The sequence below is a fragment of the Nitratidesulfovibrio sp. genome, assembly GCF_040373385.1.
Lineage (GTDB): Bacteria > Desulfobacterota > Desulfovibrionia > Desulfovibrionales > Desulfovibrionaceae > Cupidesulfovibrio.
The window spans coordinates 281,875-295,675 of record NZ_JBDXXH010000004.1 but is presented as its reverse complement, the minus strand read 5'-3'; the positions used below and the strand labels follow the sequence as shown (position 1 = coordinate 295,675).

Sequence of the window (13,801 nt, the reverse complement as noted above, 5' to 3'; positions counted from 1 at the left end):
AACACGTGAACAGGGACGAAACGGAAGGACAGGCCGCTGCGCGGCGGCTACGCGCCGGGCACCAGCAGTTGCAGCCTGTCGCCGCAGAAGCGGGTAATGCCGTATTCGATGGCCCGGCCATCGGCGTCCACGTTGACGTACTCCACCACCAGCAGGGGGTGGCGGTCCTCCAGGCCCAGCACGCGGGCCTCCTCCGGTTCCGGCAGGCGGGTGGTGATGCGCGATTCGCGGCGGAAGAAATCGTTCACCCCGAAGGTACGGTACGACGCGGTGAGCGAGCCGGTTCGTTCAAAGACCCGTGCCACCCCCTCGAAACGCGGATACGGCAGGTATTGCGACGAGATGTACAGGGGCTTCCCCTCCGCCTCGCCCCACGTTTCCAGGTAGACCACGCGGCTGCCCGCAGGCACGCCCAGCCGCAGGGCCACCAGTTCTCCCGCGGGCAACTCGTCGCCATACAGGTAGTGGCTGCGCGAGCGGGCCAGATTCAGGTCCATGTTGGCGCTGAAGCGGGTACGCCGCGCCACCTGATATTCCAGCACGCGTTCTCGCACAAAGGTACCGAGCCCCTGGCGACGCCGGATCAGCCCGGCCTCCTCCAGGCCGCGCAGGGCGCGGCGCACGGTGTGCCGGTTGACGGCGAAGCGCACGCAAAGATCCTTTTCCGTGGGCAGGCGGCAGCCGGGTGCCCAGCATTTGGCCTCTATCTCGCGGCGCAGCACGTCGTGCACCCGGCTCCACAGGGTTTGCCGGGCACCGTCGTCGGAAAGGGGAAAGGCGGGGGAAACCGGGGGGGAAACGACTGGGGGAGTGGACGGCGGGACAAGCTGGGGATTCCGGGGCGCGTGGCTGCCCGCGTCCCGCTGGGCAGCGGGTACGCCCGCCGTGGCCAGGCGCGCCGTTCCGCTCGCCCTGGCTGCCCTAGCTGCCCTAGCTGCCATGTCCGCCATATCCGCATGCCTCATGTGCTACGGATAGCGGACGAAGGTCATCGTTCCGTTACGAATGCGTAACGTATGCTTGGCAACGTGACGGACGACGCGGCGATTACGCGCCAAAGCCCCCCTCTGGAGCATGGATGCACCTCGTACTGACCAATTGCCGCATGGTGACGCCCCATGCCGTGGTGCACGGCTGGCTGGCCGTTGAAGAACGCCGCTGCCCGGACGACGCAGCGCACCCGCCGGAAGGGTCCGACACCCTGGCGCCGCTCGTGCCGCGCCCACGGCACGACAGGCGCATCCTGGACATGGGAGCCCTGCCCTGCCCGCACGCCCACGCCGTGGACCTTGGCGGCGACTACCTGCTGCCCGGCTTCGTGGACATTCACACCGACGCCATCGAGCGCCAGTTCCTGCCCCGGCCCGGAGTACTCTGGCCCGCCCCGCTGCCCGCCGCCATGGGCACGGACGCCCTGCTGTCGGCAGCAGGCATCACCACCGCCTTCGATTCCGTATGCGCGGAAGCCTTCCCCCGCGAAGAGGCCCGCCGCAGGCTGTTCGGCGACGCTGTCGCCTCGGTGGTGCACGGCACGCGCACCGGCATGCTGGCCGTGCGCCATCTGCTGCACGTGCGCTGCGAAACGGCGGACCCAAAGGTCCTCGACCTCTTGCGGTCCTGCATCGACCTGCCCGAGGTGCGGCTGGTCTCGCTCATGGACCATACACCGGGCCAGCGCCAGTACCGCGACCTGTCGGCCTATCGCCGCCAGTATCAGGGAGAGGGCTGGGACGACGGGGAATTCGCCGGGGTGCTCGCGCGGCTGCGTGAAAACCAGCAACGCCATGCCGCGCCGCACCGTGCGGCCATCATTGCCGCCTGCCGGGAACGGGGCATCCCCCTGGCCTCGCACGACGACACCACCGCCGATCACGTGCGCGAGGCTGCGGCGGAAGGCATCGCCATCTGCGAATTTCCCACCACGCTGGAGGCCGCGCGCGAAGCCAAACGGCACGGCATGGCCACGGTCATGGGTGCGCCCAACATCGTGCTGGGCGGTTCGCATTCGGGCAACATTGCCGCACTGGACGTGCTGCGCGCGGGCTGCCTGGACATCCTGGCCTCCGACTATGCACCGGCCAGCATGGCCGAGGCCGTGTTCCTGCTGCACCGCGCGCACGGCGTGCCACTGCCCCGTTGCGCCGAACTTGCCGCCACCAACGCCGCGACCCTGCTGGGGCTTGCCGACCGGGGCGCCCTTGCACCCGGACTGCTGGCCGACTTCGCGCGCATCCGGCTGCTGGATGGCGCCCCCGTGGTGCTGCCATGCCCGTAGCGGTGACGGTGCGTTCCGCCGCACGGCGGAAGAGACCGCCTCCTGCGGCCTGGGCAGCCCGAAATGCACAGCGGCTACCGGGCAGCGGCGACGGGGCCCGGTAGCCCCCACCCTGCCCGTCCCTTGTCACCAAATCGAGCTGCATGACTGATTAATCATACAATTTCGGAATATTGACGCAAAACTGCAAATGTGTGCACCATATCCTGTCCATAACAGTGCCGTTTTTCCGGCAGCCATGCGGCTGCATGTACCGGCCAGCACATTTCCGGCAGCCGCCGTGCCGGTCCGCACCATGCCCTACCCAACCCCAAGCGACAGGGGGTCGCATTGTCCGCCATTCAACTTCTGAACGTCAGCAGGCACTGGGGCGACGTCCGCGCCGTGGACGACGTGTCCTTCGAGGTGGAACAGGGCACCATGCTGGTGCTGCTGGGGCCTTCGGGCTGCGGCAAGTCCACCACCCTGCGGCTTGTCGCGGGGCTGGAATCCGTGACCTCTGGCCGCATCATGATCGGCGAGCGCGACGTGACCAACCTGCCCCCGGCCCAGCGCCAACTGGCCATGGTCTTCCAGTCCTACGCGCTGTTCCCGCACCTGACGGTGCGCGAGAACATCCTGTTCGGGCTCATCGTGCGCAAGGTGCCCGAGGCCGAGCGCGAAAAACGCCTGACCCGCGCCGTGGACATCCTGGGGCTGGGTGGCCTGCTGCACCGCAAGCCCGGCGAACTTTCCGGCGGGCAACAGCAGCGCGTGGCCCTGGGGCGCGCCCTGGTGGCCGAGGCCGCCGTGTGCCTGATGGACGAGCCGCTCTCCAACCTGGACGCCAAGCTGCGCCACGAAATGCGCCGCGAAATCCGCGCGTTGCAGCAGACCCTGGGCATGACCATGGTCTACGTCACCCACGACCAGACCGAGGCCATGAGCATGGCCGACCGGATCATCCTGATGCAGGGTGGACGCATCGTGCAGAACGCCACGCCGTCCGAATTGTATTCCCGCCCGGCCACCACCTTTGCGGGCAACTTCATCGGCACCCCGCCCATGAACCTGGTCCGGCTGGACGATGCGCGCGGCAGCGTGTGCGTGGCGGGCAGCCGGTCCGGCACGGTGAGCGTGGTGGACAGCGCGGACTACGTGCTGGGCATCCGCCCGGAGCATGTGCGCATCGTGCCCGACGGGTGGCGCGCCGTGGTGGAAAGCGTGGAATATCTGGGGTCCAGTTCGGTGCTGGGCTGCCGCGTGGGGGGCGAGGAACTTTCCGTTGTGGTGGACGGCGTGCCGACCATCGCCGTGGGGGCAGAGATCTACCTGCACTGCCCGGACGAGCACATCCACATCTTTGACGCACAAACCGGCGAGCGACGCGGCACCTGCCGCTGACACAGGCCCGCGACACGACGGACACATTCGCCCCGTATTGGTGATTCCGGCGGCTTACGCCCTACATCCCAACGCAACATCGCAGGAGGCATCACAATGACCGGTTTCAGGAACGCGTGCACCCTGGCGGCGGCGGCCCTGCTGTCGCTGACCCTGCTCGCGGGCAGCGCACTGGCGGAAAAGGTGAATCTTACCTTCTACTTCCCGGTATCCGTCGGCGGCCCCATCACCAAGATCGTGGAAGGCATGACCGAGCAGTTCATGAAGGAACACCCGGACATCCAGGTCACCCCGGTGTACGCGGGCATCTACCGCGAAACCCTCACCAAGGCCCTTACCGCCCTGCGCGGGGGCGAGCCGCCGCACGTGGCGGTGCTGCTGTCCACCGACATGTACACCCTCATCGACGAAGACGCGGTGGTGGCCTACGACGATATCCTGAAGCCGGAGGAAATGGGCTTCACCAAGACGTACTTTCCCGGCTTCATGCGCAACAGCCAGACCGGCGGCAAGACCTGGGGCATTCCCTTCCAGCGCTCGACCATCGTGATGTACTGGAACAAGGAAGCCTTCAAGGCCGCCGGGCTGGACCCCGAAAAAGGCCCCGCCACCTGGAACGAACTGGTGGAAATGGGCAAGAAGCTGACCGTGCGCGATGCCTCCGGCAAGGTCACCCAGTGGGGCGTGGCCATTCCCTCCACCGGGTACGCCTACTGGATGTTCCAGGCCCTGGCCATCCAGAACGGCGTGGAACTGATGAATGCCGAAGGCACCAAGACCTACTTCGACGCGCCCAAGGCCATCGAGGCCCTGCAATTCCTGGTGGACCTGGCCTACAAGCACGAGGTGTCGCCCAAGGGTACCATCGACTGGGCCACCACCCCGCGTGACTTCTTCGAGCGCAAGTCTGCCATCATGTGGACCACCACCGGCAACCTGACCAACGTGCGCACCAACGCGCCCTTCCCCTTCGGCGTGGGCATGCTGCCCGCCAGCGCCCGCCCCGGCTCGCCCACGGGCGGCGGCAACTTCTACATCTTCAAGAAGGCCACCCCCGCCGAGCGCAAGGCTGCCGTCACCTTCGTGCAGTGGATGACCAGCGCGGACCGCGCCGCCCAGTGGGGCATCGACACCGGCTACGTGGCCGTGCGCCCCGACGCCTGGGAAACCCCGGCCATGAAGGACTACGTGGCCAAGTTCCCCGTGGCGGCCGTGGCCCGCGACCAGTTGGCCCACGCCGTGCCGGAGCTGTCCACCCACGACAACCAGCGCGTTACCAAGGCGCTGGACGACGCCATCCAGGCCGCCGTGACCGGCTCCAAGAAGCCCGCCGACGCGCTGAAGGACGCCCAGAAGGAAGCGGAACGCATCCTGCGCCGTTACGGCAAGTAAGCCCGCGCGCTCGCTGGCTGGCTGCTGGCCGAGCGATTGAACGGCTGCATGCCGATTGACGAATGAATGCCCCCGCCGGGGCGGAGCCGTGTGCTCCGCCCCGGCGGGGAAAAACGCGTAGCGCAGCGGCGGCACGAGACTTTGCCGTTGGCCGCCACGTCTTCACTGCCTGTCCGCCGTTTATTACCTGTCCGGCGTCACTGTCCATCTGGCGTCACTGTCCATCCGGAGGTCCACCCGTGCTTCCAGCCTTCCGCAACCCTGCCAGCATGCGCATCATCCACGCCTGGCTCCTGCTGTTGCCCGCCCTGGCGTTCATCGCCGCGTTCACCCACTATCCGGCGGTGAACACCTTCATCCACAGCTTCTTTCTGGATGGCAGGGGCGGCGCGCCCGCGCAGTTCGTGGGGCTGGAACACTACCAGTACCTGCTGGAGGACGAGGTGTTCCGCAAGGCACTGGTGAACAACCTGCTGTTCGCCAGCGGCACCATTCCGCTGTCCATCGGGCTGGCCATGACCATGGCCTTTCTGGTCAACGCGGGGCTGGCCGGGCAGTCGGTGCTGCGGCTGTGCTACTTCGTGCCCACGGTGCTGCCCATGATCGCGGTGGCAAACATCTGGCTGTTCTTCTACACGCCGGAATACGGCCTGCTGGAGCAGATACGCGGGGCACTGGGCCTTTCCGGGGTAAACTGGCTGGGCAGCGAATCCACGGCGCTGCCGTGCGTCATCGCCGTGGCGGTGTGGAAGGACGCGGGTTTCTTCATGATTTTCTATCTGGCGGCGTTGCAGCAGATACCGCCTTCGCTGGCCGAGGCGGCCATGCTGGAAGGGGCATCGCGCCTGTACTACTATCGCCGGGTGGTCATACCGCTGCTGATGCCCACCACCCTGTTCGTGCTGGTGAACGCCACCATCAACGCCTTCCGCATGGTGGACCACCTGTTCGTGCTCACCCAGGGCGGCCCCAACAACGCCAGTTCGCTGCTGCTCTACTACATCTACGAAGTCAGCTTCAAATACTGGGATACCGGCTACGGCGCGGCGCTGACCATGGTGCTGCTGGGCTTTCTGGCGCTGGCCTCCATCGGCCAGTTCGGCTTTCTCGAACGCAGGGTGCACTACAGATGAGCCAGACCAACATCTACGACAGCCGGGGCCTGGCCCGCGTGCTGGATACCGCCGCCGCGTGGACCCTGGCCGTGCTGTGGGCGCTGCCGCTGCTGTACGCCGTGTGGACGGCCTTTCACCCCTCGGAATTTTCCACCCGGTTCACGCTCGCCGCGCCGCTGACGCTGGACAACTTCCGCGCGGCGTGGGACGCGGCCCCCTTTGCCCGCTACCTGGTCAACACCGTGCTGCTGGTGACCATGGTGCTGGCCGGGCAACTGGTGCTGTGCACGCTGGCGGCCTATGCCTTTGCCAAGTACGACTTTCCCGGCAAGGGCATGGTGTTCGCGCTGGTGCTGATGCAACTGATGATCATGCCCGACGTGCTGGTGGTGGAAAACTACCGCACCATGGCGGCCATCGGCGTGCTGGATTCCACGCTGGCCATCGGCCTGCCGTACATGGCCTCTGCCTTCGGCATCTTTCTGCTGCGCCAGACCTTCAAGAGCATACCGAAGGAACTGGACGAGGCCGCCGCCGTGGAAGGCGCCAGCACCCTGCAAATTCTCTGGAAGGTCTACGTGCCGCTGGGCAAGCCGGTGTACCTGGCCTACGCGCTGGTTTCCATCAGCTACCACTGGAACAACTTTTTGTGGCCGCTCATCGTCACCAACACCACCAATTCGCGTCCGCTCACCGTGGGGTTGCAGGTGTTTTCGTCCACCGAGCAGGGGGTGGACTGGTCGATCATCACGGCGGCCACGCTGATGACCTCCGGCCCGCTGCTGATCGGCTTTCTGCTGTTCCAGCGGCAGTTCGTGCAGTCGTTCATGCGGGCGGGCATCAAGTAGCAGCACGGGACCGCGCGAGAGTTGGCTGACGGTGGCCGCAATGCCAGCGCGCGAGCTGAGCCGGACGGAACGGTGGCGGACGGGTGAGGGCTGAACGGGGATGGGCCGGGTGCCGCATGCTTCGCCCCGTGGTGCCGAGTGATGCCGAGCCGACGGCGAGCGCCCGGAGCGGGGTATGCCCTCCGGAGCAGGGCATGTGCCCGGAACGACGGGCGGGACAGAAACCGCCAGAGAATGCATACACGGCGGCACAGAAAGCATCCGGCAGGGAGCCGCCATCAGGAAACAGCCATGCCGCAACTCGACATCATTCCGCCGCACGAACTGTCCACGCTGGCCCGCTTTCAGGGCGAACCCGCCCTGGCCGCCATCCGCCGCGAATTCGTGCCCGCCGTGACCAACCCGGTATGGCGCGGGCTGGTGGAAGAATTCATGGATCTGGACGAGCCGCTGACGCCGTATGCCCACCCACGCTACGAGGCGTGGAGCTTTGCCGCATCGCCCGGATCGGGCGCGCACCATGGGCACATCGGCGGGCTGGCCGTGCACGTGTTGCAAGACCTGCGCAACGCCCGCGCCCTTGGCGACGCGCACGAAGCGCGCGGCCTGCCGCTGGACCGGGGCCTGCTGTACGCCGCCATCCTGCTGCACGACTGCCTGAAGCGCTTCGTGTACGCCTTCGATGCGGACTACGCCCTGCACAAGTCCGAAGACCCGTTCATCGCCCGCAACGAAGACCATCACTCATGGGTGCTGCGCGAACTGACCGCGCGCGGGGCGGACGAAGATATCATCCTTGCCACCGCCGCCATGCACGGGCTGGACGACGTGAGCCTGGCCGAAGGGGTGAAACCGCTGGCCGTGGTCAACCACTATCTGGGCATCGGCCTGACCGGCCTGACCATGCGGCCCGAGGACGTGCGGGCCGAACACGCCATCGGCTTCATGGCCGATTCCGACTGGCCCTGGAGCGGACGCGCCCAGCAGCGCACCCGCGAACTGGCCGAGGCCATGGCCCCGCACTGTGGCGTGCCCGCCGGGTACATGCACCTGTACCTTGGCTCGCGCTTCAGCTTCGAACACGTCGATGGGCTATTGCAGGACATGGGCAGGGAACTGGCCATGGCGCGGCTGCTGGAAAGAGTTGAGAAGGAGCGATAGGAGTTGGCGTTCTTGCTTGAACCCGACCCGCAAACGCAAAAACCCACAGGCGCAAACCTGTGGGTTTCGATATTCTGGTTGCGGGGGCCGGATTTGAACCGACGACCTTCGGGTTATATGTAGTAGTTCAGACTTGATATGACATCTTGCTCAATTTTTCAGGTTACGGCTGGCAAATTCTTGAAGCGCTCTCTACTTGGTCTGACACTGCCCCCTTGAACGAAGCAGGAGCAGATTACGTCGGGACTACTTCACCCATTCCACGCCTATTCCACTCCGTACTCCTTCAACTTGCGCCACAGGGTGGTGCGCGGCACGCCCAGCACCTGCGCGGCAAGGCGCTTGTTGTAGCCGGTCTTTTCCAGAATCCTGATCACGTAGCGGCGTTCCACCTCGGCCAGGGTAGGCAGGCCGTCGCCCTCCAGCGTGTCGAACTCCAGATTGCGGATATCCTCCGGCAGGTCCAGCAGGCCGATGGTCTGGCCGTCGGTAAGGGCCACGGCGCGCTCGATGATATTTTCCAGCTCGCGCACGTTGCCGGGAAAGCTGTAGCCCGTCAGCGCGCCCAGGGCCTGCTCGTCGATGCCCTGCACCGACTTGCGGAAGGCCAGGGCGTACTTGTCGATGAAGTGGCGCACCAGCAGGGGGATGTCCTCCCGTCGGTCAGCAAGGCGCGGCAGGGTGGTGCTGACCACGTTGAGCCGGAAGAACAGGTCCTCGCGGAAGGTGCCCTTTTCCACTTCCGCCTTCAGGTCGCGGTTGGTGGCGGCAATGACCCGGATGTCCAGGTCCACCGGCTTTGTCCCGCCCACCCGCAGGATGCGCCGCTCCTGCAGCACGTGCAGCAGGCGCACCTGCATGGACAGGGGCATTTCGCCCACTTCGTCCAGAAACACCGTGCCCCCGCTGGCCGCTTCCAGCAGGCCCACCTTGCTGGCGCTGGCCCCGGTGAAGGCCCCCTTCTCGTACCCGAACAACTCGCTGCTGATGAGTTCCTCGGTAAAGCCGCCGCAGTTGAAGGTGACGAACGGCTGGTTTTTGCGCGGGGAAAGATGGTGCAGGGCCAGGGCCACCAGCGCCTTGCCGGTGCCGCTTTCGCCCTGGATCAGCACGTTGCAGTCCACCGGGGCCACCTTGCGGACAAGTGCGAACAGGTCCTGAATGGCCGGGCTGTTGCCCACGATGGACGACAGGCCGGAACTGCCCAGCAGCGCCTCGCGCAGGCGGGCGTTTTCCATGCGCATGCCGATCTTTTCCTGCGCCCGCTTGGCAATGGCCCGTATCTCGGTGAAGTTCACCGGCTTGGTCACATAGTGAAAGGCCCCCTCGCGCATGGCCTCTATGGCGGTCTGGATGCTGCCGTACCCGGTGACGATGACCACCTCGGTCTCTGGCCGCAGGGCCTTGATCTTGGGCAGCAGCTCCAGCCCGTCCATGTCTGGCAGGCGCATGTCCGAGAACACGACATCGAAGGGCCGGTCGATCATGGCTTCCAGAAACGAGCGGGCGCTCATGAACGCCTCAACCTCGTAGCCTTCCTTGAACAGGGCGTGGCTGAGGCGTTTGCAGACCACGGGTTCGTCGTCAACGATGGCGACGCGCAACAACAGCATCAGATATCCCCCTCTTCGAACGCGGCATCATCCGTCATGCCTGCATCCCCCGCGCCACCGGCGGGCCGGGCCACGGGCAGCAACACCGTGAACGTGGCGCCCCGGCCTTCGCCGCCGTGCACCTCTATGCGGCCCTCGTGCCGGTGCACCAGGGCGTAGGTTACGGCAAGGCCGAGTCCTGTGCCCTTGCCCACTTCCTTGGTCGAAAAGAACGGCTCGAAGATATGTTCGCGAATGGCCTCCGGTATGCCGGGGCCGGAATCGCGCACCTCAAAGGCCACATGGCCCGGCGGTACGCCCATGGCCACAACGGCCACGCTGCCACCGCGCGGCGTGGCCTGGATGCCGTTGAGCAGCAGGTTCATGAACACCTGCTGCAGGCTGCGCAGATCGCCGCGCACCATGGGCAGGTCGGCGGGCACATGCACGGAAAGACTGATGCCGGACAACATCACCTGATTCTTCAGCAGGTTGACCGTGGACCCGATGATGTCCGCCGGGCGCAACGCCGCGAAGGTGGGATGCTCGGTGCGCGAAAAGTCCAGCAGGTTGCGCACGATGTCGGATGCCCGTTCCGCCTGCTGCATGATGTCGTCGATCATCTCCTGCCCGTCGGCGTCAATGGCCTCGCCATAGTCCTCGCGCAGCCCTTCGGCACTCAGCAGCACGTTGTTGATGGGGTTGTTCAGTTCGTGGGCAATGCCCGCCGTGAAGGTGCCCAGCGCCGCCATCTTGCGGGCCTGCAACAGGTGCTCCTGATTCACGGCCAGTTCGTGAGCCATGCGGTTGAAGGCGTGGATGAAGCTGGCGATCTCGCTCAACTGTTCCGCCCCGGTGGCGATGGGGCTGAAGTCGCCGCGCCCCACCCGGCCCGTGGTGGCCGCCACCATGCCCAGCGGGCGCAGCAGGCCGGTGGAGATGAGCTTGATGACCAGCACCATCAGCAGCAGGAACACCGCCAGAAAGGCCAGCGGCAGCACCAGCGTGCGCTCCAGCGCCTTGTGCGCGCGCTCGCGTTTCTGTTTGCGCAGGGTGTCGGCCATGTCGATGAGCGACTTGCCGAGGGTGCGCAACTCTTCCTGATTGGCCGTGCCGCCCTGCACCAGGGTGCGCACCGAATGGCCGTACCGACCCAGCAGGTCGCGAAAGCGCACTAACTCCACCTGCCCCGCCACCATTGCCATGTCATCGGCCAGTTCCGCGGTCAGGGTGTCGATGCGCTCCAGATAGGCCAGGCTTTCGGTCAGGCTGCCCGCGTCGCGGTAGAACAGGTAGTTCTTTTCGTAGCGGCGCACCTCCAGGATGTTGTTCAGGAGGTCGTCGTAGCTTTCGCCCAGCAGCAGGCGCTGGCTCACCGTGGACAGGCTCCAGTAGTTCAGCGCGGCCAGCGCGCCGATGGAGAGGAACGTCACGGCGAACAAGATGAAGATCTTGCCCTTGATGGAACGGAAGAACTGCCGGGGACAGCCGAAGACGCTGAAGACCTCCGCCCGCTCGGATGCGGCAGGGGACGTTGGCGGTGCACCCGGCGCGCCCATGGAAGATGACCGATCGTTCCCGGCGGAATCTTGCTGGCTGTTCATGCTGTATTCCTGGTCAGTTACCGTCGCCGGGCGCTGGTGGGTACCCGCCCGCCGCGAGCGCCGACACCTGCCCGGTTCCCATATTGAAACATTTTTCACGATGTTTACGCGCAGGCTGTTCAAAATGGAATAGCCCGGCCACCCCCTCTCCGCCATTTTTTTCTGCAACACACCGGAACAACACGTCAAAAAAGATATGCCCCCGCATGGCATCGCGGTTGCTTAGTCCGCCGCACGAGGTCGCGCATGGAACGCATTCTTGTTGGCATCGACGAACGCTGCGCCCACTGGGAGGCGCTGGCCCATGGCTGTTCGCTGGCCCGGCGCATCCGGGCCCGGCTGTACGTGCTGTTCGTGAACGGCACGCGGGCCGGGGCTTCCGGCGGCGCCGTGCGCCAGCGCCTGGAATTGCTGGTGGGCGCGGCCAAGGCCGAAGGAGTTCCCGTGGAATATTTCATCGCCGAAGGAGGATACGAGGACGCCGTAGTTTCATTCGTGAACACCCATGGAATAACGCTGCTCATTCATGAAGCGGCTCCCGTCGATCATGCTGCCACCGGCCATGCCGTATCCGCGTTGCAGGCGCTGCGCCACCGGATTTCGTGCCGGGTCGAGATCGTGAATCCCAAACGTGCATAACGTGCGCTGATGCACCACAACGAGGCTGACGTATGAACATACCGCTGCATATGTACCTGCCAATTGCCGGAAACAGCGTGAATATCGCTGCCATCCTCGGCCTTGGCGGGGCCGTGGGGCTGCTTTCGGGTATCTTCGGCGTGGGGGGGGGCTTTCTGATGACCCCCCTGCTGATCATGCTGGGCATTCCGCCCACGGTTGCCGCCGCATCCGACTCCAACCAGATCGTGGGGGCCTCCACCTCGGGCACGCTGGCCCATTTCCGCCTGGGCAACGTCGATTTCAAAATGGGACTGTTGCTGCTGGTGGGCGGCGTGGCCGGCGGCAGCGTGGGCGTGCGCATCATCAAGTTGCTGCGCGCCATGGGCAACGCCGACTTCCTGATCAACGTCACCTACGTGCTCATGCTGGGGCTGGTGGGCGGCTACATGTTCTTCGAAAGCCTGCAATCGCTGCGCGCCCCGCGCGCCGAGGCTGCGTCCAGGCCCGCGCCCGCCGGTGAATCGATGTACGAGCGCTGCATCCGCAGCATGCCGTGGCAGACGGATTTCCCCCGTTCCGGGGTGCGTCTTTCGCTGCTCATGCCGTTGGGGCTGGGCGCGCTGGTGGGCGTGCTGGCCGCCATCATGGGCGTGGGCGGCGGGTTCATCATGGTGCCGGTGATGGTCTACCTGCTGCGCATGCCCATGCACGTGGTGGTGGGCACCAGCCTGTTCCAGATCCTGTTCACCTGCGTCAACGTGACCATCATGCAGTCCATCGAAAACCACACCGTGGACTTCATCCTGGCCCTCTTGCTGCTCATCGGCTCATCCGTGGGTGCGCAGGTGGGCACGCGCATCGGCAAGAAGCTGCAGGGCGACCAGCTGAAGATCCTGCTGGCCACGCTGGTGCTCGCCGTCATGGGCAAGATGCTCTTCGACCTGCTGGCGCGCCCCGATGTGCTGTTGGCCTACGCGGGGGGGCACTAGCCATGCGCCGTACCCATCCGCTGCACATCATTACCGGCCTGCTCCTGTGTCTGACCCTGCTGGCCGCCACGGCCCGTGCCGATGACGGCGGCGTGGCCCTGGCCGTGAAGCCCGGCGACATCGTCATCGGCACCGCGTACACCGGCACCACCCTGCATTTCTCGGGCGAAGCGCCGAAGGGCAGCGCCATCGTGGCCCGGTTCACCGGGGCTTCCGGCGACCTGGCCCTGCGCCAGAAAGGCAAGGCCTTCGGCCTGTTGTGGATGAACATGGGCACCGTGTACCTGCACGACGTGCCTACGGTGTACCTGGTGGCCTCGTCGCGCCCGCTGGCGGAGATCGGCGGCACCGGCCTTGGCCTTGACGCCGTGCGCGCCGGGGTGAAGCAGGAAGGGGGCGCGACAGCCGAAAACGCCGACGCGCTGGACGTGCCCGCAGAACTGGTACGCCTGAAGCAGCAGGACGGCCTGTACCGCGAAGGCGTAGGCGGCATCACCGTCACCGACGACGGGGCCTTCTCTGCCGAACTGGCCATCCCCTCGCGCATGTCGCCCGGCACGTACACGGTAGAGGTATTCGCCCTGCGCGACGGGCAGGTGGTGGGTTCCACCTCCGTACCGGTGCGGGCCGAACTGGTGGGCGCGCCCGCGTGGCTCGCGCACATGGCCTTCGACCGGGGGTTGCTGTACGGCGTGCTGGCCACGCTGGTGGCCATCCTGGCCGGGTTGGCCGTGGGGTTGGTGTTTCAGAGCAAGGGTGCCCATTAAAGGGGCACCCCGCCACTACCGGGGGGCGGTCCGCCGCCCCCCGAATCCGGAGCA

The 13,801-nt window shown here is 66.0% G+C and carries 12 protein-coding genes; 9 read left to right on the top strand and 3 right to left on the bottom strand.

The features are described 5' to 3' along the window. Positions 1–47 precede the first annotated feature (47 nt). On the bottom strand, positions 48–941 hold the full coding sequence (gene phnF, locus ABWO17_RS09550; RefSeq protein WP_353117929.1) for a phosphonate metabolism transcriptional regulator PhnF: 894 nt from the start codon (positions 939–941) through the stop codon (positions 48–50). A gap of 137 nt (positions 942–1,078) precedes the next feature. Between phnF and ABWO17_RS09545 the strand changes: the two genes are divergently transcribed. From ABWO17_RS09545 to ABWO17_RS09520, 6 genes are all read left to right on the top strand, one after another. Beyond that, positions 1,079–2,275, top strand: coding sequence for an alpha-D-ribose 1-methylphosphonate 5-triphosphate diphosphatase (locus ABWO17_RS09545; RefSeq protein WP_353117927.1), 1,197 nt, complete (start codon positions 1,079–1,081; stop codon positions 2,273–2,275). 330 nt (positions 2,276–2,605) lie between these two features. Next, entirely contained in the window at positions 2,606–3,658 is a 1,053-nt protein-coding gene (locus tag ABWO17_RS09540; protein WP_353117925.1) for an ABC transporter ATP-binding protein, read from the top strand. Between the two features lie 96 nt (positions 3,659–3,754). Then, on the top strand, positions 3,755–5,050 hold the full coding sequence (locus ABWO17_RS09535) for an ABC transporter substrate-binding protein (RefSeq protein WP_353117923.1): 1,296 nt from the start codon (positions 3,755–3,757) through the stop codon (positions 5,048–5,050). 269 nt (positions 5,051–5,319) lie between these two features. After that, complete coding sequence (locus tag ABWO17_RS09530) at positions 5,320–6,183, top strand: carbohydrate ABC transporter permease (protein ID WP_353118222.1); 864 nt, start codon at positions 5,320–5,322, stop codon at positions 6,181–6,183. After that, complete coding sequence (locus tag ABWO17_RS09525) at positions 6,180–7,013, top strand: carbohydrate ABC transporter permease (protein ID WP_353117921.1); 834 nt, start codon at positions 6,180–6,182, stop codon at positions 7,011–7,013. Before ABWO17_RS09530 ends, ABWO17_RS09525 begins: the two co-directional genes overlap by 4 nt. Before the next feature lie 291 nt (positions 7,014–7,304). Then, positions 7,305–8,174, top strand: a complete 870-nt coding sequence (locus tag ABWO17_RS09520) for a hypothetical protein (RefSeq protein ID WP_353117919.1) — start codon at positions 7,305–7,307, stop codon at positions 8,172–8,174. Positions 8,175–8,440: 266 nt separating this feature from the next. On the opposite strand, the gene ABWO17_RS09515 is transcribed toward ABWO17_RS09520, so the two are convergent. Next, complete coding sequence (locus ABWO17_RS09515) at positions 8,441–9,787, bottom strand: sigma-54-dependent transcriptional regulator (protein WP_353117917.1); 1,347 nt, start codon at positions 9,785–9,787, stop codon at positions 8,441–8,443. Continuing rightward, complete coding sequence (locus ABWO17_RS09510; RefSeq protein ID WP_353117915.1) at positions 9,787–11,370, bottom strand: ATP-binding protein; 1,584 nt, start codon at positions 11,368–11,370, stop codon at positions 9,787–9,789. The genes ABWO17_RS09515 and ABWO17_RS09510 overlap by 1 nt, the downstream gene beginning before the upstream one ends. Positions 11,371–11,616: 246 nt before the next feature. Between ABWO17_RS09510 and ABWO17_RS09505 the strand changes: the two genes are divergently transcribed. The 3 genes from ABWO17_RS09505 to ABWO17_RS09495 are packed head-to-tail and all read left to right on the top strand — an operon-like array spanning position 11,617 to position 13,747. Continuing rightward, positions 11,617–12,009 (top strand): universal stress protein, encoded by a 393-nt coding sequence (locus ABWO17_RS09505; protein ID WP_353117913.1) that lies wholly within the window; start codon positions 11,617–11,619, stop codon positions 12,007–12,009. A 32-nt stretch (positions 12,010–12,041) separates the two neighbouring features. Continuing rightward, positions 12,042–12,980 carry a sulfite exporter TauE/SafE family protein gene (locus ABWO17_RS09500; protein ID WP_353117911.1) on the top strand — a complete coding sequence of 313 codons (939 nt, stop codon included), beginning with the start codon at positions 12,042–12,044 and terminating at the stop codon, positions 12,978–12,980. A gap of 2 nt (positions 12,981–12,982) precedes the next feature. Next, the gene (locus ABWO17_RS09495) at positions 12,983–13,747 is read left to right on the top strand and encodes a TIGR02186 family protein (protein WP_353117909.1); all 765 of its coding nucleotides are present in this window, start codon (positions 12,983–12,985) and stop codon (positions 13,745–13,747) included. The last annotated feature ends 54 nt before the right edge of the window (positions 13,748–13,801 follow it).

Coding starts and splice junctions, on each gene's coding strand:
- phnF (WP_353117929.1), bottom strand. CDS start 941: ATGGCAGCTAGGGCAGCTAGGGCAGCCAGGGCGAGCGGAACGGCGCGC.
- ABWO17_RS09525 (WP_353117921.1), top strand. CDS start 6,180: ATGAGCCAGACCAACATCTACGACAGCCGGGGCCTGGCCCGCGTGCTG.
- ABWO17_RS09545 (WP_353117927.1), top strand. CDS start 1,079: ATGCACCTCGTACTGACCAATTGCCGCATGGTGACGCCCCATGCCGTG.
- ABWO17_RS09495 (WP_353117909.1), top strand. CDS start 12,983: ATGCGCCGTACCCATCCGCTGCACATCATTACCGGCCTGCTCCTGTGT.
- ABWO17_RS09515 (WP_353117917.1), bottom strand. CDS start 9,787: ATGCTGTTGTTGCGCGTCGCCATCGTTGACGACGAACCCGTGGTCTGC.
- ABWO17_RS09500 (WP_353117911.1), top strand. CDS start 12,042: ATGAACATACCGCTGCATATGTACCTGCCAATTGCCGGAAACAGCGTG.
- ABWO17_RS09505 (WP_353117913.1), top strand. CDS start 11,617: ATGGAACGCATTCTTGTTGGCATCGACGAACGCTGCGCCCACTGGGAG.
- ABWO17_RS09535 (WP_353117923.1), top strand. CDS start 3,755: ATGACCGGTTTCAGGAACGCGTGCACCCTGGCGGCGGCGGCCCTGCTG.
- ABWO17_RS09520 (WP_353117919.1), top strand. CDS start 7,305: ATGCCGCAACTCGACATCATTCCGCCGCACGAACTGTCCACGCTGGCC.
- ABWO17_RS09530 (WP_353118222.1), top strand. CDS start 5,320: ATGCGCATCATCCACGCCTGGCTCCTGCTGTTGCCCGCCCTGGCGTTC.
- ABWO17_RS09510 (WP_353117915.1), bottom strand. CDS start 11,370: ATGAACAGCCAGCAAGATTCCGCCGGGAACGATCGGTCATCTTCCATG.